This is a genomic window from Oryzomicrobium sp., from assembly GCF_021287045.1.
In the GTDB taxonomy this organism is placed as follows: Bacteria; Pseudomonadota; Gammaproteobacteria; order Burkholderiales; family Rhodocyclaceae; genus Oryzomicrobium.
This window is the reverse complement of record NZ_JAJTBG010000003.1, coordinates 270,312-295,296: the sequence shown is the minus strand read 5'-3', so window position 1 is coordinate 295,296 and position 24,985 is coordinate 270,312. Positions and strand designations below refer to the sequence as shown.

General features: G+C 65.6%; 22 protein-coding genes and 1 pseudogene. 19 read left to right on the top strand and 4 right to left on the bottom strand.

What is annotated here, in order from left to right; all coding sequences use genetic code 11:
* Positions 1 to 12: 12 nt before the first annotated feature.
* Together LWW89_RS04890 and LWW89_RS04885 are read right to left on the bottom strand one after the other, a co-directional pair.
* Positions 13 to 486, bottom strand: a complete 474-nt coding sequence (locus LWW89_RS04890; protein WP_293261957.1) for a hypothetical protein — start codon at positions 484 to 486, stop codon at positions 13 to 15.
* A 126-nt stretch (positions 487 to 612) separates the two neighbouring features.
* A complete protein-coding gene (locus LWW89_RS04885) occupies positions 613 to 999 on the bottom strand; it encodes a hypothetical protein (protein WP_293261954.1) in 387 nt (128 codons plus the stop codon).
* A gap of 646 nt (positions 1,000 to 1,645) precedes the next feature.
* On the opposite strand from LWW89_RS04885, the gene LWW89_RS04880 reads away from it, so the two are divergent.
* The 4 genes from LWW89_RS04880 to tilS all read left to right on the top strand — a co-directional run bounded on the left by LWW89_RS04880 (position 1,646) and on the right by tilS (position 6,040).
* Positions 1,646 to 3,055 carry a sigma-54 dependent transcriptional regulator gene (locus tag LWW89_RS04880; RefSeq protein WP_293261951.1) on the top strand — a complete coding sequence of 470 codons (1,410 nt, stop codon included), beginning with the start codon at positions 1,646 to 1,648 and terminating at the stop codon, positions 3,053 to 3,055.
* A gap of 111 nt (positions 3,056 to 3,166) precedes the next feature.
* Positions 3,167 to 3,502 (top strand): hypothetical protein, encoded by a 336-nt coding sequence (locus tag LWW89_RS04875; RefSeq protein WP_293261948.1) that lies wholly within the window; start codon positions 3,167 to 3,169, stop codon positions 3,500 to 3,502.
* A 95-nt stretch (positions 3,503 to 3,597) separates the two neighbouring features.
* Positions 3,598 to 4,566, top strand: a complete 969-nt coding sequence (locus tag LWW89_RS04870) for an acetyl-CoA carboxylase carboxyltransferase subunit alpha (protein WP_293261945.1) — start codon at positions 3,598 to 3,600, stop codon at positions 4,564 to 4,566.
* On the top strand, positions 4,535 to 6,040 hold the full coding sequence (tilS, locus tag LWW89_RS04865; protein WP_293261943.1) for a tRNA lysidine(34) synthetase TilS: 1,506 nt from the start codon (positions 4,535 to 4,537) through the stop codon (positions 6,038 to 6,040). Before LWW89_RS04870 ends, tilS begins: the two co-directional genes overlap by 32 nt.
* Before the next feature lie 69 nt (positions 6,041 to 6,109).
* Here tilS and LWW89_RS04860 read toward each other — a convergent pair whose 3' ends face one another.
* The gene (locus LWW89_RS04860) at positions 6,110 to 6,709 is read right to left on the bottom strand and encodes a response regulator (protein WP_293261941.1); all 600 of its coding nucleotides are present in this window, start codon (positions 6,707 to 6,709) and stop codon (positions 6,110 to 6,112) included.
* Positions 6,706 to 8,850 carry a PAS domain S-box protein gene (locus tag LWW89_RS04855; RefSeq protein WP_293261938.1) on the bottom strand — a complete coding sequence of 715 codons (2,145 nt, stop codon included), beginning with the start codon at positions 8,848 to 8,850 and terminating at the stop codon, positions 6,706 to 6,708. The genes LWW89_RS04860 and LWW89_RS04855 overlap by 4 nt, the downstream gene beginning before the upstream one ends.
* A 244-nt stretch (positions 8,851 to 9,094) precedes the next feature.
* Here LWW89_RS04855 and LWW89_RS04850 point away from each other — a divergent pair, with 244 nt between their 5' ends.
* The 15 genes and pseudogenes from LWW89_RS04850 to hflX all read left to right on the top strand — a co-directional run.
* Positions 9,095 to 10,459, top strand: coding sequence for a dicarboxylate/amino acid:cation symporter (locus tag LWW89_RS04850; RefSeq protein ID WP_293261935.1), 1,365 nt, complete (start codon positions 9,095 to 9,097; stop codon positions 10,457 to 10,459).
* A 138-nt stretch (positions 10,460 to 10,597) separates the two neighbouring features.
* Complete coding sequence (locus LWW89_RS04845) at positions 10,598 to 11,596, top strand: TRAP transporter substrate-binding protein (RefSeq protein WP_293261932.1); 999 nt, start codon at positions 10,598 to 10,600, stop codon at positions 11,594 to 11,596.
* A 160-nt stretch (positions 11,597 to 11,756) separates the two neighbouring features.
* Positions 11,757 to 12,494, top strand: coding sequence for a TRAP transporter small permease (locus LWW89_RS04840; RefSeq protein ID WP_293261929.1), 738 nt, complete (start codon positions 11,757 to 11,759; stop codon positions 12,492 to 12,494).
* Positions 12,494 to 13,780, top strand: coding sequence for a TRAP transporter large permease subunit (locus LWW89_RS04835; RefSeq protein WP_293261926.1), 1,287 nt, complete (start codon positions 12,494 to 12,496; stop codon positions 13,778 to 13,780). The genes LWW89_RS04840 and LWW89_RS04835 overlap by 1 nt, the downstream gene beginning before the upstream one ends.
* A gap of 245 nt (positions 13,781 to 14,025) precedes the next feature.
* Positions 14,026 to 14,451, top strand: coding sequence for a nucleoside-diphosphate kinase (ndk, locus tag LWW89_RS04830; RefSeq protein WP_293261923.1), 426 nt, complete (start codon positions 14,026 to 14,028; stop codon positions 14,449 to 14,451).
* 88 nt (positions 14,452 to 14,539) lie between these two features.
* Positions 14,540 to 15,661 (top strand): 23S rRNA (adenine(2503)-C(2))-methyltransferase RlmN, encoded by a 1,122-nt coding sequence (gene rlmN, locus LWW89_RS04825; protein WP_293261920.1) that lies wholly within the window; start codon positions 14,540 to 14,542, stop codon positions 15,659 to 15,661.
* The gene (pilW, locus tag LWW89_RS04820) at positions 15,658 to 16,485 is read left to right on the top strand and encodes a type IV pilus biogenesis/stability protein PilW (protein ID WP_293261917.1); all 828 of its coding nucleotides are present in this window, start codon (positions 15,658 to 15,660) and stop codon (positions 16,483 to 16,485) included. The genes rlmN and pilW overlap by 4 nt, the downstream gene beginning before the upstream one ends.
* Entirely contained in the window at positions 16,482 to 17,489 is a 1,008-nt protein-coding gene (locus tag LWW89_RS04815; RefSeq protein WP_293261914.1) for a helix-turn-helix domain-containing protein, read from the top strand. The genes pilW and LWW89_RS04815 overlap by 4 nt, the downstream gene beginning before the upstream one ends.
* A 13-nt stretch (positions 17,490 to 17,502) precedes the next feature.
* On the top strand, positions 17,503 to 18,753 hold the full coding sequence (gene ispG, locus LWW89_RS04810) for a flavodoxin-dependent (E)-4-hydroxy-3-methylbut-2-enyl-diphosphate synthase (protein ID WP_293261911.1): 1,251 nt from the start codon (positions 17,503 to 17,505) through the stop codon (positions 18,751 to 18,753).
* A gap of 12 nt (positions 18,754 to 18,765) precedes the next feature.
* Positions 18,766 to 20,079 carry a histidine--tRNA ligase gene (hisS, locus tag LWW89_RS04805; protein ID WP_293261909.1) on the top strand — a complete coding sequence of 438 codons (1,314 nt, stop codon included), beginning with the start codon at positions 18,766 to 18,768 and terminating at the stop codon, positions 20,077 to 20,079.
* A gap of 1 nt (position 20,080) precedes the next feature.
* Positions 20,081 to 20,752: a tetratricopeptide repeat protein gene (locus LWW89_RS04800; RefSeq protein WP_293261906.1), complete on the top strand. Its 672-nt coding sequence runs from the start codon at positions 20,081 to 20,083 to the stop codon at positions 20,750 to 20,752.
* Positions 20,752 to 21,906 (top strand): outer membrane protein assembly factor BamB, encoded by a 1,155-nt coding sequence (gene bamB / locus LWW89_RS04795; RefSeq protein WP_293261903.1) that lies wholly within the window; start codon positions 20,752 to 20,754, stop codon positions 21,904 to 21,906. Before LWW89_RS04800 ends, bamB begins: the two co-directional genes overlap by 1 nt.
* Positions 21,903 to 23,300, top strand: a complete 1,398-nt coding sequence (gene der, locus LWW89_RS04790) for a ribosome biogenesis GTPase Der (RefSeq protein ID WP_293261900.1) — start codon at positions 21,903 to 21,905, stop codon at positions 23,298 to 23,300. The genes bamB and der overlap by 4 nt, the downstream gene beginning before the upstream one ends.
* A 114-nt stretch (positions 23,301 to 23,414) precedes the next feature.
* The gene (hfq, locus tag LWW89_RS04785) at positions 23,415 to 23,654 is read left to right on the top strand and encodes an RNA chaperone Hfq (protein WP_293261897.1); all 240 of its coding nucleotides are present in this window, start codon (positions 23,415 to 23,417) and stop codon (positions 23,652 to 23,654) included.
* Between the two features lie 143 nt (positions 23,655 to 23,797).
* Positions 23,798 to 24,877, top strand: a pseudogene (hflX, locus tag LWW89_RS04780) (GTPase HflX); the annotation flags it as partial.
* Positions 24,878 to 24,985: the final 108 nt, after the last annotated feature.

Below are 24,985 nucleotides of genomic sequence, written 5' to 3'. Positions count from 1 at the left end.
GGCGGCTGCCTCCTACTTGATAAGGCCGGCGCCGCGCATGGCGTCACCCACGGCGGAATTGACCATCCCGCCAACGTTACCCACAGGCGATCCGCCCCCGGATGCGGGGAGAACGGCACCGGTGACCGATCCGCCAACACCCGTACTGCCCAGGGCCCCGGGAGTGACCAGGGAGGTGCCACGGCCTGCATTGGAACGGTTGATGCCGACGGCGCCGGTGACGATGGCGGCGATCTCGCCGTCCCCCAATTCACGCTGCACAGAGGAGGATGGGGAATTGCCGTTCAACATCCCCTGAATCATCCTGTTCGGCGACGGATTGACCGATACGACGTCCGGGCTGGGGGTCAGGGGGGCGCGCTCCGCCACCCGGGCCGGAACCTTGCGCTGAATAATGATGTCGCCAGGTTCCGAGCGGGCTACGCCAGGCAATACGCCTGCTTCGATCAACAGAAGAAGGATGGCGGCGGGCAGCAGGTTTTCCACCAACCTTTGCACCATCGAGGCCGGTGCATTCGGGCGCCGGGCTTGTCTCAAGCGGAGTGTCTTGCCTAGAGTTACCGCTATTCCCAGTCGCATGGTCATCTCCCCGTTCAGCCTCGTCGGTCCGCCTTAGCGCTGAATCCAGCGCAGTTGATCCACTCCGGCGGTGGGCGACGAACCTTGCATCTGTACCGCCTGGGCACCGCCGCCCTGTGTGCAGCACGGCGTTTTGCCTTCGTCCCAGAGGATGACGCCGACCTTCTCTTGTCCTTGCAGCGGGGCATGTTCGAGACCGCGCCCTGTCGTGACGGACAACTCGTCGTCGCCAAGCGCCTGCTCGGCACCAAGGAACTGCAAAGAAGGCCCCACGCCGAGGCTGGACGCTACGGGGGCGCTGCTGGCAGCCGCCTGTTCCTGTGGCGTCTCGTCACCCCAAGCCGGCACCAGGCATAGCGCCATGGCGGATGCAATGCCTGCGCACAGCAGCTTCAGGGTGGTGTTTGACGAGGTCTTCATGGCGCTCTCTGCATCCTTGCTCGGGAAACCCCGCTTCGCCTGAACTGCGAATTGCGGAGGGATGGCCCCAATCAGCAGAGAGCGTGCCAGCTTTTTAACTGTTTGTTTTTATTGGTTTTTGTGTTTTTTTTGGATTTTCCCAAGGGCAGGAAGGGGGGATCTGTAAGCCCAAAGGAGCAGTGGCGTTCGTGCTCTGGGTTATGTTTTAAGCATCGGGTATTGGGTATAACTCATTGATGCTTTTGATTTTTTTTGCTTTGTTTTTCTGTTGATTATCTGGCGTGAAAAATTTTGATTTTGTAAAAGCCTAATTTTTTCACAAGGTTGGTGTGTTTTTGTAATTGGCTTTGTGAAGAGCCGGTTTTGTTTCTCTGGTGAAACGTTTCATTTATTTAACGATCTTGGCGTGATGCAAATTGTTTGCGATGCCTTGAATGAAGGTGTCGATTTTTTCCTTTTTTGCTATCGATAATCGCGAGGGGAGGGAACTTCCTTTGCCTGCAATGCGGTCGAAGGGCAGTATTCGTAAGGTATTGCAGCTCAGGGAAAATGCGCTATCTTGTAAGCGCCTGATTCCTGTTTCTTAATATGCAATAAGAATTTATTCCGTCGGGTCGTCGTGGCGGAGCAGTGAAAGGGGTGTGTTGTGGAAGTAGAACAACAACCGCGGCAGTTGCTTTATTTGAACCCATCGTCGCCATGCATGCGGAATTTCCCGGCCCTGGAACATGCGGGCTGGTTGCCATGTCCGGCTTCGTCGCCGGAAGAAGCCCGGCAGTTATTGCGGCGGCGCGATTTTGATATTGGCGTATTTCATTTCGATAAAGGCGAGGATACGTTGAAGCAGGCCGGGCGCTATCAGGACCTGCTGCATCGACGCAACATGGAATGGATCGCCCTGCTGCACCGGGATAATGTCCAGTCGCCGCCGGTGCGGGAAATGATCGCCGACCTGTTCACGGACTTTCACACCCTGCCCGTGGACCTGCCACGGATGCTGAATACCCTGGGTCATACCTATGGCATGGCCCAGTTGCGCTCCCCTTCCGGCGATGCGGCAACGGGCGGTGCGGGCAACGAAGAGGAAATGGTCGGCTGTAGCCCGGTCATGACCCAGTTCTTCCGCAGCCTGCGCAAGGTAGCCGCCACCGACGCCACCGTGCTCATCCTGGGCGAAAGCGGCACCGGCAAGGAACTGACCGCCCGGGCGATCCACGAGCGTTCGCCCCGGGCCGGTGGTCCCATGGTGGCCATCAACTGCGCCGCCATCCCCGCCTCCCTGATCCAGTCCGAACTGTTCGGCTACGAAAAAGGGGCCTTCACCGGCGCTACCCAGGCCAAGGCCGGGCGCATCGAATCCGCCGACCAGGGCACCTTGTTCCTCGACGAGATCGGCGACCTGCCCATGGAACTGCAGGTGCACCTGCTGCGCTTTCTCCAGGAGCGGCAGATCGACCGGATCGGGGGCTCCCGCTCCATCAGCGTGGATGTGCGGGTCATTGCCGCCACCCACGTGGACCTGACCCGGGCCGTGGCCGAGGGCCGTTTCCGCGAGGACCTCTACCACCGCCTGAACGTGCTCGCCCTGCGCACACCGAGCCTGCGCGAGCGGGACGAGGACATCGGCCTGCTCGGCCAGTACTACTTCAACCAATTCTCCGGCAGCCGGCGCGGCACCCTGCGCGGCTTCTCCCGGGAGGCCCAGGAGGCCATGCACCGCTACGACTGGCCGGGCAATGTGCGGGAACTGATCAACCGGGTGCGCCGTGCCGTGGTGATGTGCGAGGGCCGCCTGATACGCCCGGACGACCTGGGACTGGGGGGCGAACTGGTGGAAAAGACCGTACTCACCCTGGACGCGGCCCGGCAGCAGGCCGAGGAGGCCGCCATTCGGGCCGCCCTGCGCCGCAACGCCTACAACCTGACCCGCAGCGCCCGGGATCTGGACGTCTCCCGGGTCACCCTCTACCGCCTGCTGGAGAAGTATGCGATCGCCGTGCGCACCCCCCGGGGCGAAGAGGGGAGCGATTTACTGCCGCCCGACATGCTTGCCTGAGCGCCAAGGAGCGGCAGCCCGGCGCGACCCGCTGCGTCCAGCCGCCGGGCGCGATGGCCGCTTCAGGCATAATCCTCCCCAGCCGTCCCGGCCGGGGCGGCGCAATAACGCATGGGCACAGGGAGCAAGCCGGGGTACTACGCCCCGGAGACGGCGATGGCGGACGGCGCGGTGATCCTGATCGGCATGATGCGGGCCTTGGTCGAAGTGGCGGGAATGTGCCTGCTCGGCCAGGGCATCCTGGGGCTGCTGGCCGGTGGCCGGCGCGACGGCAATCCCATCTACCGGGCCTTTTGCATCGTTACCGCCCCCGCCACCGGAACGGTGCGGCGGCTGCTGCCGGCCGCCTTCGGGCCCAGGGCGGTGGCCGTGTTCACCTTCTTCGTCCTGTTCGCCCTGTGGCTCGGCCTGGCCTATCTGCGCCTGGCCTTGCAACGCGCCGCCTGACGGGGCTGGCGCGGAAAGGCGGGGGTGGCGCGCCGATTCGGGTAAAATGGGCGCCCCTTACAAGTACGGCCCCCTCAAAGAGGCGTCTGCTGCTGATGAAAACCAGCTTTCTAGAATTCGAACAACCCATCGCCGAACTGGAGAACAAGATCGAGGAACTGCGCTTCGTGCAGGAAGACTCGGCGGTGGACATCTCGGAAGAGATCGAGCGTCTGTCCAAGAAGAGCCAGACGCTCACCAAGGACATCTACGCCAAGCTTTCCTCCTGGCAGACCGCCCAGGTGGCGCGCCATCCGCAACGTCCCTACACCCTCGACTACGTCTCGCGCATCTTCACCGATTTTGAAGAACTGCACGGCGATCGCAGCTTCGCCGACGACAAGGCCATCGTTGGCGGCCTGGCCCGTTTCAACGGCCAGCCCTGCATGGTGATCGGCCACCAGAAGGGCCGCGACACCAAGGAAAAGATCTTCCGCAACTTCGGCATGCCGCGCCCCGAGGGCTACCGCAAGGCCGAGCGCCTGATGAAGCTGGCCGAGAAGTTCCAGATTCCCGTGTTCACCTTCGTGGACACCCCGGGCGCCTATCCCGGCATCGACGCCGAGGAACGGGGTCAGTCCGAGGCCATCGGCCGTAATCTCTATGTGATGGCCGAGCTGAAGACGCCGATCATCGTCACCATCATCGGCGAAGGCGGTTCCGGCGGTGCCCTGGCCATCGCCGTGGGCGACGTGGTGCAGATGCTGCAATACTCGACCTACTCGGTGATCTCCCCCGAAGGCTGCGCCTCGATCCTGTGGAAGAGCGCCGAAAAGGCCAACGAGGCCGCCGAGACCATGGGCATTACTGCGGCCCGCCTGAAGACCCTGGGGCTGGTGGACAAGGTGGTCCACGAGCCCACCGGCGGCGCCCACCGGGACCACGCGGCCATGGCCCAGTCCCTCAAGAAGTCCCTCCAGGACGCCCTGAAGCAGGTGTCCGGGATGTCTACCGCCGAACTGCTGGAAACCCGCTTCGAGCGTCTGATGGCCTATGGCCGCTTCAAGGAAGAAGACCCCCGCTGATCCGGCGGGCTCCACCGGGGCGGAAGGCCGCACGGCTGCCGCCCCGGCCGACGTCTCTTTCCCTCCCGTAGCCCCGGCCGCCCGGCCGGTGCCGGACGACCTGTCCGGCCGGCTCGCCGCTTTTCTGCGGCAACACCTTTCCCCCTCCGCCCACCTGTGCGTCGGCCTATCCGGCGGACGCGATTCCGTGGCCTTGCTGCGCCTCTGCCATGCCGTCTGCGGCAGTTCGGCCCATGGCCTGGTGGGCGTTCGCCTGTCGGCCCTGCACGTCCACCACGGCCTGGCCGTCCAGGCCGACGCCTGGGCAGGATTCTGCCAATCCCTGTGCGACGAACTGGGGGTGCCCCTGGCGGTGGTCCGGGTCGGGGTGGATAAAGCCCATCCGGCCGGTCTGGAAGGGGCAGCCCGGGAGGCGCGCTACGGTGCCTTCCTGGACTGCGGCGCCGATGCCGTGGCCCTGGCCCACCATCAGGACGACCAGGCCGAGACCTTGCTGTTCCGCCTGCTGCGCGGCAGCGGCGTGAATGGCGCCGCCGCCATGGCCGCGGCGCGGACCATGCCGCGGATGGGCGAGACGGAACGGCCGCCGCTCCTCTTGCTGCGGCCGCTGCTCCAAGAGCCCCGGGAACGCCTCCAGCGTTGGCTGGAAGGCCAGGGCGGCGGTTGGGTGGACGATCCGAGCAATACCGATACGGGCCACGCCCGCAACTTTTTGCGCCACGACATCCTGCCCCGGCTGGAATCCCGCTTTCCCAAAGCCGGTGCCGTCCTGGCCCGGGCCGCCGGCCATTTTGCCGAGGCGGCGGCGCTGCTCGACGAGCAGGCCGCCGAGGATGCCGCCCTGGCCCGGGCGCCCTCGGGGCGGCTGGCCCTGGCCGGGCTGGCCGCCTTGTCGCCGCCGCGTCGGCGCAACCTGTTGCGCTACTGGCTGCGCCGCGCCGGCGCGCCCATGCCGGAAGAGGCGGTGCTGGCGGAGATGGAGCGCCAGTTCCTGGCCGGGCAGGGAGATGCGCCGCGCATCGGGGTGGGGAACTACCAGGTGGCGGCGTGGCGGGGCGAACTGTTCGTCGAACGCCTGCCCCGGGATGTGGCGCCATTGCCCTGTCGCTGGAACGGCGAGGACATCATGACTTTCGGCGACGGCAAGGTGCTGCTTGCCCGTAGTGAGGATGGCGAGGGCGCGAGGATTCGCGCCGATCTGCTGGCAGACGGTGCTGAATTGCGCGTGCGCCGTTCCCGGGATGTGCTGCGGCCGGCGCCGGGGCGGCATCGCCGCGATGCCCAGCGGCTGTTCCAGGAGGCGGGAATCCCGCCCTGGCGCCGGGCCTGGCTGCCGGCCCTAGAGGCCGGCGGGCGCCTGCTCTGGCTGGCCGGCGTCGGCGTGGACGGCGACAGCCGGGCCGCACCGGGGGAGGCCGGGGTGCTGCCCTGCTGGGTGCCGCCGCCGGGCAGCGAGGACGAGGGAAGGGAGTAGGGCAGCGTTGGCGGGGCGGTACTGATGCCCGCGGCGTTACCCATCAAGCCGCCAAGGGCCGGTGGCGCGTCAGCCCTTGGGTTGCAACAGCCGGGCCAGTTCCACGGCGGTGCGCACGCCCATCTTGTCGAGCAGGTTGGCCCGATGCACTTCCACCGTGCGCATGCTGATCGACAGTTCGTCGGCGATCACTTTGTTGTATTTGCCAGCCAGGATCAGGTCCATGATCTGCCGCTCGCGGGGCGTCAGGGTTTCCAGCCGCTGCCGCACCGAATCCGAGGCGGTCTCCTGGGAGCGGCGCCCCGCGTCCTTTTCCAGAGCCTCGATCACCCGGTTCACCAGGTCGTTGTCGTTGAAGGGTTTTTCGAAGAAATCGAAGGCTCCCTTCTTGAGGGCGCCCACCGCCATGGGCACGTCGCCGTGGCCGGTGAGAAAGATCACCGGCAGTAGAAAGCCTTCTTCGGACAGCTGGTGGAACAGTTCCAGGCCGCTCATGCCGCCCATGCGGATGTCCAGCACCAGACAGCCGGCCCGGGCGTCGTCCACGGCTTGGCGGAAGGCTTCGGCCGAGTCGTAGCCTTGCCAGGCCAGCCCGCGGGATTGCAGCAGCCAGCCGAGGGCGTCGCGGATGGCTTCGTCGTCGTCGACGATGTGGACGGTTCCGTTCATGGTGCGGCGTGATGGGTTTGATCGCGCGGGGCGGGTTGTGTGGATTGTGCGGTTTGCAGCGTTTGCACGGCGGGCGCCGCCTGGGCATTTGGGGCCGGGGGCGGCGCGTCAGGCGCCATGGTAGCGCCCTCCCGGGGCAGGCGGAAGGCGAAAACGCTGCCGCCGCCGTCCCGCGGCTCGAAGCGCAGGTTGCCGTGGTGGGATTCGATGATCGAGCGGCAGATGGGCAGGCCCATGCCCATGCCTTCCGCCTTGGTGGTGTAGAAGGGGGTGAACAGGCTGTCCGACTGTTCGGTCGGGATGCCCGGTCCGGTGTCCTCGACCCGCACCTCGACCTGGTCGTCCCGGACCCGGGCGACCACCTGCACCCGGCGCCGGTGCAGGGGCTGGTCGGAGACGGCCTCCACCGCGTTGCGCAGCAGGTTGATCATCACCTGGCCGAGCAGCAGGCGGTCCCCCTCTACGGCGGGCAGGCCCGGGGGCAGGGCCAGGCCCAGGGTGACGCCGCGCTTCTTGGCCTCGCCTTCGAGAAAGCCCACGGCTTCCTCGGCCACCTCGTCGAGTCGCACCGCTTCCTGCTGGGGAGCGCTTTTGCGCACGAAGTCGTAGATGCGGCGGATCACCCGGCCGGCGCGTTGGGCCTGGGCGGACAGCTTTTCGATCACCCCCAGCAGGGCCTGCCGGTCGGGGGCGCGCTCCTCGCTGCGCAGCATGTTGGCGCAGCCGGCGGCGTAGCTGGCGATGGCGGACAGGGGCTGGTTGAGTTCGTGGGCCATGGTGGAGGCCATTTCCCCCATGGTCACCAGCCGGGCGGTCTGTTCCAGCTTTTCCTGCTGCTGGCGTTGCAGGGCCTCGATGCGCTTCCGCTCGGTGATGTCGAACACCGAACTGATCCAGCCGCGCTGCTTGCCCGAGGCGTCGATCAGCGGTGTGGCGTAGACCATGGTGTGCACCATGTGGCCGTCCTTGTGGCGGATGCGCGATTCGAAACCTTCCTGGGGCGATTTTCCGGTGAGCACCCGGGTGCTCTGGAACTCGTGCATGTCCATGTGCTCCGGGTCCCAGTAGGGCATGGGGGGGCGGGTGCCGATCAGTTCGTCGGGGGAATAGCCGCTCATGCGGCAGAAGGCCGGGTTCACGTAGATGATGCGGCCCTCCATGTCCCGGGCGCGCATGCCGACCACCATGGAGTCTTCCATGGCCTTGCGGAAGGCGTGCTCCTCGCGCAGGGCCTGCTCGGCTTCGAGGCGGCGCAGGATGTGGCCGCGGATCGCCCATAGGCTCCAGGAAACGGCGGCGGCCAGCACCACGATCACCGCCGCCAGCACCCGCTGGGCCATGTTGCCCGGGCTGCTGTAGGTGGCGGCTTCGAGCACCAGGCCTTGGCCGGGCGGGTCGAAGGGGATGCGGTAGTCCAGGCCCAGGTCGCCGACGATGTTGGACTTGGCCGCGAGCACGGCGCCGTTGCTGTCGAGGATATGGAACTGGTATTTCTCGGCGAACCACCAGGGCACCGCCGAACTGAGCAGGCTGTTCAGGGAGAAGACCCCCACCAGCATGCCGCTTACATGGCTGTCGCGGAACACCGGCACGTAAAGCTCGATCTCGGTGCCGCGCAGGGGGACGGAATAGGGCTGGCCATAGACCGGCTTGCCCAGTTTTCGCGCCGCGTCGAAAGCGTAGGCCACCGCGGAATCGACGCTGGTGTCGCCGAAGGGCTCCAGGATCTGCCGGCCGGTGGTGGCGGTGGGTACGGCGGCCTTGGGCCGGCCGTTGGCGTCGAGCCACAGCACCTGTTCCAGTTCCAGGTTGTTCTTGACCATGTGCCGGGCCCGTACCTGGAAGGTGGTGTCGGGGGCGGTGTCCTGGGACAGGTCCAGGCTGAGCTGGGAAAGCTGGTCTTCCACTCCGGAAAGATGGAAGCGCAGGTTCTGCTCCATCCACAGGATGTCCTTGATCAGGGTGGCGCGCTGCTCGTCCACCTCGTTGCGGTGCTGGATCCACAGCAGGCTGATCAGGGAGACAACCAGGAGGCCCATGGCCAGCTTGGGCATCAGCAGGTAGGTGCCTGCCCAGGGGGAGGGGGGCGGGGGCGCCTGGTGGGCGGCCGGGGGCGCGGAGGCGGAGTCGTATTCGCTCATGATCCGGCAATTTTAGGGCGCTTCGCCTACCCCGGGCGGATTTGTCTTGAACGATTGCGCCGGCCCGCTGCCCGAGGCGCTAAGGGGGCGCTGCGGTTGACCACAATGGTTGGGGTCATACGGGTGAAACACAATACGCCCCCGTATTGCTGCGGCTTTCGGGTGTCGAGCCCGCCGTCCCGCACGACGGCAACGGGCAGGGAAGCGGCGGCGTTTTGTCATCTTGACAGTGCGGGAGGTCGCCATGGTTCCCGAAACCCACCATTCCAAACCCATCTATAAGAGCCTTTACTTCCAGGTCATCGTGGCCATCGCCATCGGTGTTTCCCTGGGTACCTTCTACCCCGACGTCGGGGCGACCATGAAGCCGCTGGGTGACGGCTTCATCAAGCTGATCAAGATGATGATCGCGCCGATCATCTTCACCACCGTGGTGGTGGGCATCGCTAAGATGGGCGACATGAAGGAAGTAGGACGGGTTGGCCTGAAGGCCCTGGTCTACTTCGAAGTGGTGACCACCGTGGCCCTGGCCATCGGCCTGGTGGTGGTCAACCTGCTCAAGCCCGGCGCCGGCATGAACGTGGACCCGGCCCACCTGGATACCAAGGGCATCGCCGCTTACGCCGAGGCCGCCAAGCACCAGAGCACCGTCGAGTTCCTGCTCAACATCATTCCCAACACGGTGGTGGATGCCTTCGCCAAGGGTGAAATCCTCCAGGTGCTGCTCTTCTCGGTGCTGTTCGGCCTGGCTCTTGCCCGCCTGGGCAACCGGGTCGAGCCCCTGGTCAAGGTTCTCGACCAGTTTTCCCACACCCTGTTCGGTGCCATCGGCCTGATCATGCATTTCGCCCCCATCGGCGCTTTCGGCGCCATGGCCTTCACCGTGGGCAAGTACGGCATCGGCTCCCTGAAGCAGTTGGGCTTCCTGATGGCGAACGTTTACATCACCTGTTTCCTGTTCGTCTTCATCGTGCTGGGCGCCATCGCCCGCTACAACGGCTTCAGCATCTGGAAGTTCCTCAAGTACATCAAGGAGGAAATCCTGATCGTGCTCGGCACCTCCTCCTCGGAGTCGGCCCTGCCGCGCATGATGACCAAGATGGAGAACCTGGGCTGCCGCAAGTCGGTGGTCGGCATGGTGATCCCCACCGGCTACTCGTTCAACCTGGACGGCACCTCGATCTACCTGACCATGGCGGCGATCTTCATCGCCCAGGCCACCAATGTGGATCTGAGCCTGTGGGAAGAACTGAGCATCCTGGCGGTGCTGCTGCTGACCTCCAAGGGTGCGGCGGCGGTCACCGGCGGCGGCTTCATCACCTTGGCGGCCACCCTGGCGTCCCTGGGCGGCAAGCTGCCGGTGGAAGGCCTGGCCCTGCTGCTCGGCGTGGACCGCTTCATGTCCGAGGCCCGCGCCATCACCAACCTGATCGGCAACGGCGTGGCCACCGTGGTGGTGTCCCGTTGGGAGAGTTCCCTGGACGAAAAGCGTATGAAACGCGTGCTGGACGGCGATATTGACGTCGATCCGGACGAGGCGGCCCTGATGGACGCCCAGGAGCGGGCCGAAGGCGAACCGGCCCTGATGCCGCCGCGCCAGCAGGCGTGAGCCGTCTTGTTTATATGACGGCCATATAATGGGGCCGGGGCTATGTGGAAATCCACAGTAGAACCCGGCCCCCCCTTTGGCAATACTCCGCCTCGGAGTTGATTCCATAATGAGCAACTACTTTCTGGAGGAGAAAATATGAAGATTTCGAAGTTGCTGACCGGCCTGCTGGTCTGCGCGCTGCCCCTGGTGGCTGCCGCCCAAACCCCGATCGTCATCAAGTTCAGCCACGTGGTGGCTACCGACACCCCGAAGGGCAAGGCCGCCGAGTTCTTCGCCAAGCGTGCCAATGAGCTGACCAAGGGCAAGGTGAAGGTCGAGGTCTATGCCAACAGCCAGCTCTACAAGGACAAGGAAGAGATGGAAGCCCTGCAACTGGGCGCCGTGCAGATGCTCGCTCCGTCCCTGGCCAAGTTCGGCCCGATCGGCGTGAAGGAATTCGAACTTTTCGATCTGCCCTACATCTTCGACAACTACGAAGAGCTGCATAAGGTGACCTACGGTCCCGTGGGCCAGATGCTGTTCGCCAAGCTCGAGCCCAAGGGCATCAAGGGTCTGGCTTACTGGGACAACGGCTTCAAGTCCTTCTCCGCCAACACCCCGATCAAGGCCCCGGCCGACCTGCGCGGCAAGAAGATGCGCATCCAGTCCTCCAAGGTCCTCGAAGAGCAGATGCGCTCCCTGGGCGCCCTGCCCCAGGTGATGGCCTTCTCCGAGGTCTACCAGGCCCTGCAGACCGGCGTGGTCGACGGCACCGAGAACCCGATCTCCAACCTGTACACCCAGAAGATGCACGAAGTGCAGAAGTACCTGACCATGACCGAGCATGGTTACCTGGGCTACGCGGTGATCGTGAACAAGAAGTTCTGGGACGGCCTGCCCGCCGACGTGCGCGGCCAGCTGGAAGTTGCGATGAAGGATGCGACCCAGTACGCCAACAAGATCGCCAAGGAAGAGAACGACCAGGCCCTGGAAGCCGTGAAGAAGTCCGGCAAGACCCAGGTCTACGTTCCCACCAAGGCCGAGCGCGATGCCTTCAAGAAGGCCCTGACCCCGGTCCACCACAAGATGGAAGGCCGCATCGGTAAGGAAACGATCGAAGCGGTGTACAAGGAAACCGGCTTCACCGCCAACTAAGCAGCAACCGGGCCGTGCAACGCGGCCCCCGACAGAGTTGCAGACGCGGCTACCCGGCTCGAGAGAGTGCGGGTAGCCCGCGTGCAGCATAACAACCGATCCGGTGATCTCCGCCGCGGCGGCCCAACGCAGGCCGGGCGCGGGCAGGAGGAGTGTGCTTATGAATAAACTACTTAACCATCTGGAAGAGCTGATCATCACCTTCCTGATGGGAGCGGCGACCCTCATCATTTTCGTGGCGGTGATGCACCGCTACGCTTCGGGCATGGACATCCCCGGCCTGCAGGACTGGTTGCTCTCCCTCAACTTCGGCTGGGCCCAGGAACTGTGCATCATCATGTTCGTGTGGATGGCCAAGTTCGGCGCCGCCTACGGTGTGCGCACCGGCATCCACGTGGGTGTCGACGTGCTGATCAACCAGCTGTCCGAGAAGAACCGGGGTCGTTTCGTCCTGTTCGGTCTCGGTGCCGGCGCCCTGTTCACCGGGATCGTGGCCACCCTGGGCGGCACCTTCGTCTGGGAAAACGGCGCACACCACGCCATCTTCACCTTCCTCGGTCTGGATGTGGGCGACGTGCCCGAAGGCCCGACCACGCCCGACCTGGAGTGGCCGACCTGGATCGTCTATTCCGCCATCCCCCTGGGTTCCGGCCTGATGTGCTATCGCTTCCTGCAGGTGTTCGTCACCTTCTGGAAGACCGGCGAGCTGCCGCACCACGACCATGGCCACGTTGAGGGTCTGGAAGAGGAAACCGCGGAAACCGCGCAAGAAGGCGCGCCCGTTCTCGTCGGCGAAGCCTTCGAGCTCGGCGAAGAGCGCGAGCACGGCCACGCCGGCCTGTCCGACGAAGAGTGGGCCAAGCGTCATCCCCATCACACCAAGGAGGGCGACAAGTAATGAACGCCGCCATCATTTTCGGCCTGCTGCTCGCCCTGATGTTGACGGGCATGCCGATCTCCATTTCGCTGGGTCTGACCGTTCTGACCTTCCTGTTCACCATGACCCACGTGCCCATCGAGTCGGTGGCGCTGAAGTTGTTCACCGGTATCGAGAAGTTCGAGATCATGGCGATCCCGTTCTTCATTCTTGCCGGTAACTTCCTCACCCACGGTGGTGTGGCGCGGCGGATGATCAACTTTGCCACCTCCATGGTCGGCCACTGGCACGGTGGTCTGGGCATGGCCGGCGTGCTGGCCTGCGCCCTGTTCGCCGCCGTGTCCGGTTCGTCCCCGGCCACCGTGGTGGCGATCGGCTCGATCCTTCTGCCCGCAATGGTCAAGCAGGGTTTCCCGAACCGCTTCGGTGCTGGCGTTATCGCCACTTCCGGCGCCCTGGGCATCCTGATCCCGCCGTCCATCGTGATGGTGATGTACTCGGTGGCCACCAACACCTCGGTGGGCGCCCTGTTCATGGCCGGCGTGGTGCCGGGCCTGATGCTGGCCGCCTTCCTTGGCGCCACCACTTGGTATCGTGCGTGGAAGAACGGCTACCCGCGCATGCCCAAGGCGACTTGGGGCCAGCGCGGCAAGGCCCTGCGCGACTCCATCTGGGGCCTGATGCTGATCGTGGTGGTGATGGGCGGTATCTACACCGGCGTGTTCACCCCCACCGAAGCCGCCGCCATGGCCGCCGTGTATGCCTTCTTCGTTGCTGTGTTCGTCTACCGCGACATGCCGCTGAAACGGGTGCCCAAGGTGCTGATGGACTCCGCCAACATGTCGGCGATGCTCCTCTACATCATCACCAACGCCGTGCTGTTCTCGTTCATCATGACCAACGAGAACATCCCGCAGATCCTCGCCGAGTGGCTGCTCGACAAGGGCCTGGGCCAGATCACCTTCTTGCTGGCGGTCAACGTCCTGCTGCTGCTGGCCGGCAACGTGATGGAACCGTCCTCGATCGTGCTGATCATGGCGCCGATCCTGTTCCCGGTGGCGATGAAGCTGGGCATCGATCCGATCCACTTCGGCATCCTGATCACGGTGAACATGGAAGTTGGCATGTGCCACCCGCCCGTGGGCCTGAACCTGTACGTGGCCTCCGGCATCACCAAGATGGGGATAACAGAGCTGACTGTGGCCGTCTGGCCGTGGCTGCTGACCATGCTGGTGTTCCTGGTGCTGATCACCTACGTGCCCTGGATCTCCCTGTGGCTGCCCAAGACCCTGGGAATGATTTCCTGACGGATTCGTTCCGGTAGAAAGAACAACAAGCTTGCGTTGAGTTGGCGCGCGTCCGGGCAACCGGCGCGCGTTTTTTTTCGCCGGACGATTTGCTGTGGCAATTCAAGGGATGCCGGGTTGGCGGGCCGGCGCGGGGGAGGGGGCGGCCGTTCCGTTTTCAACTTCCATGCGTGGCCTTAGTGCCCCAGGGAAAACCTGATAAAATCAAGTGTTTCACCAACCAATATCGAGTTTGGAGTTTTACCATGGCCATCGAACGTACCCTGTCCATCATCAAGCCGGATGCCGTCGCCAAGAACGTGATCGGCAAGATCTACCAGCGTTTTGAAGATGCGGGGCTCAAGATCATCGCTTCCAAGATGGTTCACCTGTCCGAGCTGGAAGCCGGCCAGTTCTACGCTGTGCACAAGGAACGCCCCTTCTTCAAGGACCTGGTGTCCTTCATGGTTTCCGGCCCGGTGATGATCCAGGTGCTGGAAGGTGAAGGCGCCATCGCCAAGAACCGTGACCTGATGGGCGCCACCGATCCGAAGAAGGCCGCCCCGGGCACCATCCGCGCCGACTTCGCCGAGTCCATCGACGCCAACGCCGTGCACGGTTCCGACGCCCCCGAAACCGCTGCCGTGGAAGTGGCTTTCTTCTTCCCCGGCATGAACGTCTACTCCCGCTAAGGAGCTGACGCGGGCGCATTCCGGCGGTGCCCTGGCGGCACCGTTGGAAGGCGCCCAAAGTGTTTTTTGGATGTAGCGAATTTCAGTTATGCAAAACCTGCTCGATTTCGACGCCGATGCCATGACCGCCTGGTTTGCCGCCCGGGGTGAGAAGCCCTTTCGCGCCAAACAAGTGCTGCGCTGGATCCACCGATTCGGGCAGAGCGATTTCGATGCCATGACCGATATCGCCAAGAGCCTGCGCAGCATGCTCCAGGCGGAGGCGGTCGTGAAGGCGCCGGCCGTGGTGTCCGACAAGCTGTCGGAGGACGGTACGCGCAAGTTGCTGCTCGACGTGGGCAACCACAACGCGGTGGAGTCGGTGTTCATTCCCGAGGACGACCGGGGCACCCTGTGCATCTCCACCCAGGCGGGCTGCGCCCTGGACTGTGCCTTCTGCTCCACCGGCAAGCAGGGCTTCAACCGCAACCTCGATGTCTCCGAGATCATCGGCCAGCTGTGGCAGGCCAACCGCCTGCTCGGCGCCGATCCCAAGGGCGAGCGCATCATCAGCAACGTGGTGATGATGGGCATGGGCGAGCCCTTGGCCAATTTCGACAACACGGTGGCGGCCCTGCGCCTGATGCTCGACGACAACGCCTACGGCCTGTCGCGGCGCCGCGTCACCGTGTCCACCTCCGGCCTGGTGCCGGCCATGGACCGGCTGCGCGACGAATGCCCGGTGGCCCTGGCCGTGTCGCTGCACGCACCCAACAACGCCCTGCGCGACGAGCTGGTGCCGATCAACCAGAAATACCCTCTGGCCGAGCTGATGGCGGCGTGCAACCGCTACCTGGAGAAGGCGCCCCGGGATTTCGTCACCTTCGAGTACGTGATGCTCGACGGGGTGAACGATTCCGAGGCCCACGCCCGGGAGCTGATCGCGCTCACCCGGGACGTGCCGTGCAAGTTCAACCTGATCCCGTTCAACCCCTTCCCGGGATCGCCGTTCCGCAAGTCCCCGGCGCCGCGCATTCGCCGCTTCGCCGAAATCCTCATCCAGGCCGGCATCGTCACCACCACGCGCAAGACCCGGGGCGACGACATCGACGCCGCCTGCGGCCAGCTTGCCGGCCAGGTGAAGGACAAGACCCGGCGCACTGCCCAGCTGGCCGCCAAGGCGGCCGCCGGCGGCGCGCCGATCATTCCCATCTCGGAGATCCGCGGATGACCCCGTTCTTCCGTCTTCGCTGCAGCGCCCCGGCAGCACTGGCACTTGCCTTGGCGGCCGTCCTGGCCGGCTGCGGTTCCGCCCCCCGCGTCGCGTCCCCCGTTTCCGCCGCGCCGACGGTGCAGGAAGCCCCGCCCCAGGGACCGGTCAAGGCCGATGCGCTGAAGCGGGCCAAGCTCCACACCGAACTCGCCTCGCTGTATTACAGCGAAGGCAACATGGCGGTGGCCCTGGACGAAATTCGCCAGGCCCTCGACGCCAGTTCCACCTATGCCCAGGCCTACAACGTCAAGGGTCTGATCCACCTCTTCCTGGGCGAGCACGGCGAGGCCGAGGCCAGCTTCCAGCAGGCCCTGTCCCTGTCCCGCAACGATCCCGAGATCAACAACAACTACGGCTATTTCCTCTGCCAGACCGGCCGGGCGCGCCAGTCCCTGCAATACTTCCTCATCGCCGTGAAGGACCCGCTCTATCCGACGCCGGATCGGGCCTATCTCAACGCCGGCCAGTGCGCCGCCCGCATGGGCGACGACGCCCTGGCCCTGCAATACATCGAACGTTCCTATCGCCTGGGCCCGAACAACCCGGCCACCATGCTCGAACTCGCCAACCTGCGCCTGAAGCGCGGTGAGGCGCGCCAGGCCCGCCAACTGCTGATGGATATGAACCGACTTCAAGAACCGGGGCCCCAGGCCCTCTGGCTGGGCGTGCGCATCGAGCGTGCCCTGGGCGACCGCAGCGCCGAGATGAGCTACGCCACCCAACTGCGCCGCCGTTTCCCCGATTCGCCCGAAGCCCAGGAAATGAAAGGGGAGGGAAGATGAATAGCGTGACCGAAGCAATCCTGCCCATCGATAACGAAACCGCCGCGGCGCCCCAGCAGAGCGTCGGCCAGTACCTGCGTGCCGCCCGCGAGCAACGGGGCGTTTCCGTCGGCGAAGTGGCCAGCCTGCTCAAGCTGAGCGTCCGCCAGGTGGAAGCCATCGAGGCCGACGACTGGCAGCGCCTGCCGGGCCAGACCTTTGCCCGGGGCTTCCTGCGCAACTACGCCCGCCTGCTGCAACTCGACGGCGACATGCTGCTTGCCCACCTGGAAGCCAGTCTGGCGCCGGAGCCGGTCAAGATCGAACTGGCGCGCACCGCCTCGGGCGAGCTGCCCCGGCCCGGTTCCGCCCGGCGCCGCGACATGGTAGTGGCCCTGGGGGCCGCGGGCATGGTGGTGGTGGCCTTGGGCATCTACTTCCTGCTGCCGGACAACTTCTGGGAAGACACGGTGGAGCCCCTGCTGGTCAGCACGCCGGCACCGGCTGTGGAAGAGAAGGCCCCCGAGGCCGAGCCCCAGCCCGAGCCTCCCCAGGCCGCCGCACCTGCGGTTCCCGCCGATGCCGTGGCCGGCGATGTCAACGCTGCCGCCGTTTCGGCCGCCCCGGCTACGGCAGAAACCCCCGCTGCCGCCCCCGCCCCGATTTCGGCTTCGGCCCCGGCTGCGCCCGTGGCCGACAAGCCTGCGGCCGCCGTGGCCGCGCCCCCCGCCGCCCAACCTGCGCCTGCCCCGGTGCCGGCGGCCCAGGGCGCCATCACGCCGCCGGGCCAGGGCAAGCTGAGTTTCGAGTTTGCCAAGCCTTCCTGGGTCGAGGTGAAGGACAAGAGCGGCCAGATCCTGCTGTCCCAGCTCCAGCCCGCCGGCAGCCAGAAAGAACTGGCCGGCACTCCCCCCTTCAGCCTGGTGGTGGGCAACGCCAGCACCGTCAAAGTGTTCTACAACGGCAAGCCGGTGGCCCTGACCCCCAACGGGGCCAGCGACGTGGCCCGCCTGTCCGTCCAATAAGGTTCGTTCGTCCGTGAGTTCCGTCAGTCCCGTTGTGCGTAAATCGACCCGCCAGGTCCGTATCGGCCGGGTCCTCCTCGGCGGCGATGCCCCGGTGGTGGTCCAGTCGATGACCAACACCGACACCGCTGATTACCTGGCCACCGCCTTGCAGATCGCCGAACTGGCCCGGGCCGGCTCGGAGATGGTGCGCATTACCGTCAATACGCCGGAAGCCGCCGCCGCCGTGCCCAAGATCGTCGAGCACCTGGAGCGCCTGGGGCTGGACGTGCCGATCATCGGCGACTTCCACTACAACGGCCACCGCCTGCTCGCCGACCATCCGGACTGCGCCCGGTTGCTGGCCAAGTACCGCATCAATCCCGGCAACGTCGGCCACGGCAAGAAGCGCGACGAGCAGTTCGCCCAAATGGTCGGTTTCGCCATCCAGTACGGCAAGCCGATCCGCATCGGCGTGAACTGGGGTAGTCTGGACCAGGATCTGCTTGCCCGGGTGATGGACGAGAACGCCAGCCGGCCCCAACCCAAGGACGCCATCGAGGTGATGCGCGAGGCCCTGGTGACCTCGGCCCTGGAATCCGCCGCCAAGGCGGAGGAGCTGGGCCTGCCCGGCGACCGCATCGTGCTCTCCTGCAAGGTGTCCAGCGTCCAAGACCTGATCGCCGTCTACAAGGATTTGTCGGGCAAGTGCGACTATCCGCTGCACCTGGGCCTGACCGAGGCCGGCATGGGCAGCAAGGGCATTGTCGCCTCCACCGCGGCCCTGGCCATCCTGCTTCAGGGCGGTATCGGCGACACCATCCGCGTTTCCCTCACCCCCGAGCCCGGCGGCAGCCGCGCCCAGGAGGTGATCGTCGCCCAGGAAATCCTCCAGTCCATGGGGCTGCGCGCCTTCACCCCGATGGTCGCCGCCTGCCCAGGCTGCGGCCGCACCACCAGCACCTTCTTCCAGGAGCTGGCTTCCGAGGTGCAGGGCTACGTGCGCGCCCAGATGCCGGCCTGGCGGGCCGAGTACGACGGGGTCGAGAACATGACCCTGGCGGTGATGGGCTGCGTGGTGAACGGGCCGGGCGAGTCCAAGCACGCCAACATCGGCATTTCCCTGCCCGGCACCGGCGAGGCCCCGGCCGCCCCGGTGTTCGAGGACGGCGCCAAGACCGTGACCCTGCGCGGCGACAACATCGTCGGCGAGTTCAAGGCCATCATCGACCGCTACGTGGCCCGCACCTACCAACGCAAGATCAACCCTGCCGCACACCTCTAACAAAAGCAACGCATGAGCAAACCCGCACAGAAAGCGCTCCAGGCCGTCAAGGGGATGAACGACATCCTCCCCGACGCCGCCGAGTTCTGGGAAGTCTTCGAAGAAACCGTCCGCTCCTGGCTGAAGGGCTACGGCTACCGGCCGATTCGCATGCCCATCGTCGAGCCCACCCCGCTGTTCAAGCGGGCCATCGGCGAGGTCACCGACATCGTCGAGAAGGAGATGTACTCCTTCGAGGATAGCCTCAACGGCGACCTGCTGACCCTGCGCCCCGAGGGCACCGCCGGCTGCGTGCGCGCCGTGATCGAGCACGGCATCGCCAACCAGATCCCCCAGCGGCTCTACTACTTCGGCCCCATGTTCCGCCACGAGCGCCCCCAGAAGGGCCGTTACCGCCAGTTCCACCAGGTGGGCGTGGAGACCATCGGCTTTGCCGGCCCGGATGTGGATGCCGAGCTGATCCTGATGGGCGCCCGGCTGTGGGACGACCTGGGGCTGGACGGCATCCGCCTGCAATTGAACAGCCTGGGTCAGCCGGAGGAGCGGGCCCAGCACCGCGCCGCCCTGATCGCCTACTTCGAAGGCCACGCCGAGCTGCTCGACGAGGACGCCCAGCGCCGCCTGCACACCAACCCCCTGCGCATCCTGGATACCAAGAACCCGGCGATGCAGGAGTTGTGCGCCAACGCGCCGAAGTTGATCGATTTCCTCGGCGCCGAATCCCTGGCCCACTTTGAGGGCGTCCAGCGGGTGTTGCGCGATGCTGGCATTCCCTACGAGATCAACCCCCGCCTGGTGCGCGGTCTCGATTACTACAACCTGACCGTGTTCGAATGGGTCACCGACCGCCTCGGCGCCCAGGGCACGGTCTGCGCCGGCGGCCGTTACGACGGCCTGGTGGGCCAACTGGGCGGCAAACCGACCCCGGCCTGCGGCTTCGCCATGGGCGTGGAACGGCTGATCGCCCTAATCGAAGATGCCGGCGGCACTCCCGCCCCCGAGGGGGTGGAAGTGTACGTGGTGCACCAGGGCGACGAAGCCAGCCGCCTAGCCTTCCGCGTCGCCGAGCAGCTGCGCGACGTGGGCATCCGCACCCTGCTGCACTGTGGCGGCGGCAGTTTCAAGGCCCAGATGAAGCGGGCCGACGCCAGCCATGCCGCCTTCGCCGTGATCATCGGCGACGACGAGGCGGCGGCCGGCGAAGTCAGCCTCAAGCCGCTGCGCGGCGAGGGCCAGGACCCCGCCTCCCGGGCCGAACAACAGCGCGTGAAGGCCGACGATCTGGCCGACACCATCATGAATACCCTCATGGATTGGGAAGATTGACATGGCAGCCTACGACCTTGAAGAACAAGAGCAGATCGCCAATGCCAAGGCCTTCTGGCAGCAGTACGGCAACCTGATCACCGGCGCCGTCGTGGTGGCCGCGGTGGGTGTGGGCGGCTATTTCGGCTGGCAGGGCTACCAGAACAGGCAGGCCGCCGAAGCCTCAGCCATCTACGGCGTACTGGCCCAGGCCGCGGAAGCCAAGGACAGCGCCAAGGTCAAGGCGGCTGCCGGCGAGCTGGTCGAAAAGTACAGCGGCACGGGCTACGCGCCCATGGGCGCCCTGGTGGCCGGCAAGATGCTGTTCGATTCCGGCGACCTGAAGTCCGCCCGGGCCCAGCTGACCTGGGCCAGCGAGCACGGCAGCAGCGAACTGCGCGACGTGGCGCGCCTGCGCCTGGCGGCGGTGCTGCTCGACGACAAGGCCTACGACGAGGCCCTCAAGGCCCTGGAGCCCGCTCCCGCCGAAGGCTTTGCCGCCCGCTTCGCCGAACTCAAGGGCGACGTGCTGCTGGCCCAGGGCAAGTCCGCCGAGGCACGTAGCGCCTACCAGGACGCCCTGGCCAAGCTGGGCGCCGAAAAGGCAGGGGAGGGCAGCAGCGTGGCCGCCCAGGCCGCTGGTCCCTACAAGGATCTCCTGCAACAGAAACTCGACGCGCTGGGAGGGGCCTGATGCGCCGCCATTACCGTATTTCCGCTGCTCCGCTGGTCCTGGTCACGCTGCTGGCGGGCCTGACCGGCTGCTCCAGCCTCAATCCCTTCTCCAGCGGCGACAAGATCAAGGTCGCCGAGCTCAAGCCCATCCAGGCCAGCGTGGACGTCAAGACCCTGTGGTCCGAGTCCGTACCCAAGGCCGAGGGCTACGTGTTCACCCCGGCCGTGGCCGGCCAGAAGGTCTTCGCCGCCGGACGCAACGGCGTCGTTGCCGCCTTTGAGGACGGCAAGCGGCTGTGGAAGACCGACGTGGACCAGAAGCTCTCCGCCGGTGTCGGCAGCGACGGCAAGCTGGTGGTGGTCGCCACCTCCAAGGGGGACGTAATCGCCCTGTCCGCCGACGATGGCAAGGTGCTGTGGCGCGCCAAGGCCGGCAGCGAAGTGCTGGCCCCCCCCGCCGTCACCGGCGACCTGGTGGCGGTGAAGGGCAGCGACTACCGCCTGTTCGCCTTCGACCCGGCCGACGGCCGCAAGAAGTGGACCTACCAGCGCCAGACCCCGCCCCTGGCCCTGCGCTCCACCGCGCCGGTGCTGGTGGTGGACCGCTACGTCTTCTCCGGCTTCCCCGGCGGCAAGCTGGTGGCCGTGGCCAGCAACAACGGCGCCGCCCTGTGGGAAGGCACCGTGGCCCTGCCCAAGGGCACCACCGAACTCGACCGCATCGCCGACGTGGTGGCCGGCCCTGTGCTGGAAGGCAACCAGATTTGCGCCGTGGCCTACCAGGGCCGCATCGCCTGCTTCGACCTGCAAACCGGCAACTCCCTGTGGGCCCGGGACTTTTCCTCCACCGCCGGCCTGGCCATCGACAACCGTCAGGTCTATGCCGTGGACGACAAGGGCACTATCCAGGCCTTCGACCGCTTCAGCGGTTCCTCGGTGTGGAAGCAGGACAAGCTGTCCAACCGTCAGCTGACGACGCCCCTGGTGCGGCGCGGCGTGGTCGTGACGGCGGACCTGGAAGGGCGCGTCCACGTGCTCAACCGGGACACCGGTGCCTTCATCGGTCGCAGCGCCACCGACGGCAGCCCGGTGACCGCCCCCCTGGTGCCCCAGGGCGCCGGGTTCGTCGTGGAAACCCAGAAGGGCGGGGTGTTCGCCCTGGATCTGCAATGAAACCTACCGTCGTCCTGGTGGGGCGCCCCAACGTGGGCAAGTCCACCCTGTTCAACCGCCTGACCAAGACCCGGGACGCCCTGGTGGCGGATTTGCCCGGCCTGACCCGGGACCGTCACTACGGTCACGGCAAGGTCGGCGTCAAGCCTTTCCTGGTGGTGGATACCGGGGGCTTCGAGCCCCTGGCCAAGGAAGGCATCCTGCATGAGATGGCGCGCCAGACCGAGCAGGCCATCGCCGAGGCCGACGTGGTGATCTTCGTCGTGGACGGCCGCCAGGGCATCACCGCCCACGACAAGGACATCGCCAACAAGTTGCGCCGCCACGACCGGCCGGTGTTCGTGGCGGTGAACAAGACCGAGGGCATGGACAAGGGCGTCACCAGCGCCGACTTCCATGAACTGGGCCTGGGCGAGCCCTGGGCCATTTCCGCCTCCCATGGTGAAGGCGTCAAGGGTCTGGTGGACCTGGCCCTGGAACCCTATCCGGAACCCAGCGAGGAAGAGGCCAGGGACCGCCATCCCCGGGTAGCCATCGTCGGCCGTCCCAACGTGGGCAAGTCCACCCTGATCAACGCCCTGATCGGCGAAGAGCGGGTCATCGCCTTCGACATGCCCGGGACCACTCGGGATTCGATCTTCGTCGATTTTGAGCGCAACGGCCGCAAATACACGCTGATCGATACGGCGGGCCTACGCCGCAAGGGCAAGGTGTTCGAGGCCATCGAGAAGTTCTCGGTGGTGAAGACGCTCCAGTCCATCGAGGATGCCAACGTGGTGGTGCTGGTGCTCGACGCCCAGGCCGACATCTCCGATCAGGACGCCCACATCGCCGGCTTCATCGTCGAATCCGGGCGGGCCCTGGTGGTGGCCATCAACAAGTGGGACGGCATGAGCGCCTACGAGCGGGACCAGGTGAAGACCCGGCTGCTCGACAAGCTGAAGTTCCTCGACTTCGCCCGCTTCCACCCCATTTCGGCCCTCAAGAGCCAGGGGCTGGGCGATCTGCTCAAGTCGGTGGACGGCGCCTACAACGCCGCCATGATCAAGCTGTCCACCCCGCAACTGACCCGGGTGCTGATCGACGCCGTGGCCAAGCAGGCCCCGCCGCGCCACGGCCTGTTCCGCCCCAAGCCCCGCTACGCCCACCAGGGCGGTTCCAACCCGCCGGTGGTGGTGGTCCACGGCAATGCCCTGGATCATATTTCCGACAGTTACAAGCGTTACCTGGAACGGACTTATCGGGATGCGTTCAAATTGGAGGGTACGCCGCTGCGCATCCAGTTCAACGTGACCCACAACCCGTACGTGGACGAAGAGCCGAAGCGGCGCCTGGAAAGCAAGCGCGACACCTTCAAGAAGAAGCAGGAGCGGCGTTTCGGCAAGACTTCCTGAAGGGGGAGGGAACGCCGCGTCGTGTTTCGTTACAGGAATTCCGTTGGCGGTTACGCCAAATCCCTTTAAGCTTTACTCATATTTTTAAAACAACTAACCCATGGAGCCAAGACCATGAGCAATAAAGGGCAACTTTTACAAGACCCGTTCCTCAACACCCTGCGCCGGGAGCATGTTCCGGTTTCGATCTATTTGGTCAATGGCATCAAGCTGCAGGGCCAGATCGAGTCCTTCGATCAGTATGTGGTGCTGCTCAAGAACACGGTTACCCAGATGGTCTATAAGCATGCCATCTCCACCGTGGTTCCCGCCCGCCCGGTCAACCTCCAGCACGAACAGTCTCAGGATTCCTGATCGATCCTGCCTGGCAAGACACCTGCGCGGCCGGCTCTGCCGGCCGCGTCGTCTGACGGGGCGCGTGCGGTGCCGTGGCGGTTTTCGCCGCGGCAAGGCAGCCGAGTTTTTCCTTTTCCGCATCCGCGCCTACTGAGAACACCATGTTTGAACGTCCTTCCGCCGGCGAACGCGCCGTTGTCGTCCAACTCGACTTCGGCCGCCGCGACATACAGGAAGACATGGAGGAGGTCCGCCTCCTCATCGAATCCGCCGGCGGCCAGGTCGTCGCCGAGGTCACCGGGCGCCGCCAGTCCCCCGATCCCGCTATGTTCGCGGGCAAGGGCAAGGTCGAGGAAATCGGCGCCGCCATGCGCGCCGCCCAGGCCGACCTGGTGGTCTTCAACCACGAGCTTTCTCCGGGCCAGCAACGCAACCTGGAGCGGGAGCTGAAGTGCCGGGTGGTGGACCGCACCAGCCTGATCCTGGACATCTTCGCCCTGCGCGCCCAGAGCGCCGAGGGCAAGCTACAGGTCGAGCTGGCCCAACTCGAACACCTGTCCACCCGCCTGGTGCGCGGCTGGACCCACCTGGAGCGCCAGCGCGGCGGCATTGGCCTACGCGGCCCCGGCGAAACCCAACTGGAAACCGACCGCCGCCTGCTCGGCATCCGGGTCAAGGCCCTCAAGGAGCGCCTGGCCAAGCTGTCGCGCCAGCGCGGCGTGCAGCGCAAGGCGCGGATGCGCGGCGACCAGCTCAACGTCTCCCTGGTGGGCTACACCAACGCCGGAAAATCCACCCTGTTCAACGCCCTGACCAAGGCCGGGGTGTACGCCGCCGACCAACTGTTCGCCACTCTGGACACCACCTCTCGCAAGGTGTGGCTGTCCGAGGTGGGGCAGGTGGTGGTGTCCGACACGGTGGGCTTCATCCGTGATTTGCCCCACTCCCTGGTGGCGGCCTTCCAGGCCACCCTGGAGGCCACGGCCCAGGCCGACCTGCTGCTGCACGTGGTGGATAGCGCCTCCCCGGCCCGGGACGAGCAGATCGCCGAAGTGAACAAGGTCCTGAACGAGATCGGTGCCGCGGCGGTGCCCCAGGTGCTGGTGCTCAACAAGGCCGATCTGACCAGCCTGCCCGCGGCAGTCGAGCGGGACGAGTATGGTAGAATCCGCCGCGTTCGTATCAGCGCCAGGACTGGCGCGGGGCTCGATCTGTTGCGCGACGCCCTGGCCGAGATTGCCCGGGATAAAACCCGCCATGCCGCTCCGCCTCCGGTGGATGATGCTTTCCAGGCAGAACCCGCAGCGAGCCTCCCGCCTTCCCGCGACAGCGGCGACAGTGCGGAGTTG

Coding starts and splice junctions, on each gene's coding strand:
- LWW89_RS04885 (WP_293261954.1), bottom strand. CDS start 999: ATGAAGACCTCGTCAAACACCACCCTGAAGCTGCTGTGCGCAGGCATT.
- LWW89_RS04875 (WP_293261948.1), top strand. CDS start 3,167: ATGGGCACAGGGAGCAAGCCGGGGTACTACGCCCCGGAGACGGCGATG.
- LWW89_RS04870 (WP_293261945.1), top strand. CDS start 3,598: ATGAAAACCAGCTTTCTAGAATTCGAACAACCCATCGCCGAACTGGAG.
- tilS (WP_293261943.1), top strand. CDS start 4,535: ATGGCCGCTTCAAGGAAGAAGACCCCCGCTGATCCGGCGGGCTCCACC.
- LWW89_RS04860 (WP_293261941.1), bottom strand. CDS start 6,709: ATGAACGGAACCGTCCACATCGTCGACGACGACGAAGCCATCCGCGAC.
- LWW89_RS04855 (WP_293261938.1), bottom strand. CDS start 8,850: ATGAGCGAATACGACTCCGCCTCCGCGCCCCCGGCCGCCCACCAGGCG.
- LWW89_RS04850 (WP_293261935.1), top strand. CDS start 9,095: ATGGTTCCCGAAACCCACCATTCCAAACCCATCTATAAGAGCCTTTAC.
- LWW89_RS04845 (WP_293261932.1), top strand. CDS start 10,598: ATGAAGATTTCGAAGTTGCTGACCGGCCTGCTGGTCTGCGCGCTGCCC.
- LWW89_RS04840 (WP_293261929.1), top strand. CDS start 11,757: ATGAATAAACTACTTAACCATCTGGAAGAGCTGATCATCACCTTCCTG.
- LWW89_RS04835 (WP_293261926.1), top strand. CDS start 12,494: ATGAACGCCGCCATCATTTTCGGCCTGCTGCTCGCCCTGATGTTGACG.
- ndk (WP_293261923.1), top strand. CDS start 14,026: ATGGCCATCGAACGTACCCTGTCCATCATCAAGCCGGATGCCGTCGCC.
- rlmN (WP_293261920.1), top strand. CDS start 14,540: ATGCAAAACCTGCTCGATTTCGACGCCGATGCCATGACCGCCTGGTTT.
- pilW (WP_293261917.1), top strand. CDS start 15,658: ATGACCCCGTTCTTCCGTCTTCGCTGCAGCGCCCCGGCAGCACTGGCA.
- LWW89_RS04815 (WP_293261914.1), top strand. CDS start 16,482: ATGAATAGCGTGACCGAAGCAATCCTGCCCATCGATAACGAAACCGCC.
- hisS (WP_293261909.1), top strand. CDS start 18,766: ATGAGCAAACCCGCACAGAAAGCGCTCCAGGCCGTCAAGGGGATGAAC.
- LWW89_RS04800 (WP_293261906.1), top strand. CDS start 20,081: ATGGCAGCCTACGACCTTGAAGAACAAGAGCAGATCGCCAATGCCAAG.
- bamB (WP_293261903.1), top strand. CDS start 20,752: ATGCGCCGCCATTACCGTATTTCCGCTGCTCCGCTGGTCCTGGTCACG.
- der (WP_293261900.1), top strand. CDS start 21,903: ATGAAACCTACCGTCGTCCTGGTGGGGCGCCCCAACGTGGGCAAGTCC.
- hfq (WP_293261897.1), top strand. CDS start 23,415: ATGAGCAATAAAGGGCAACTTTTACAAGACCCGTTCCTCAACACCCTG.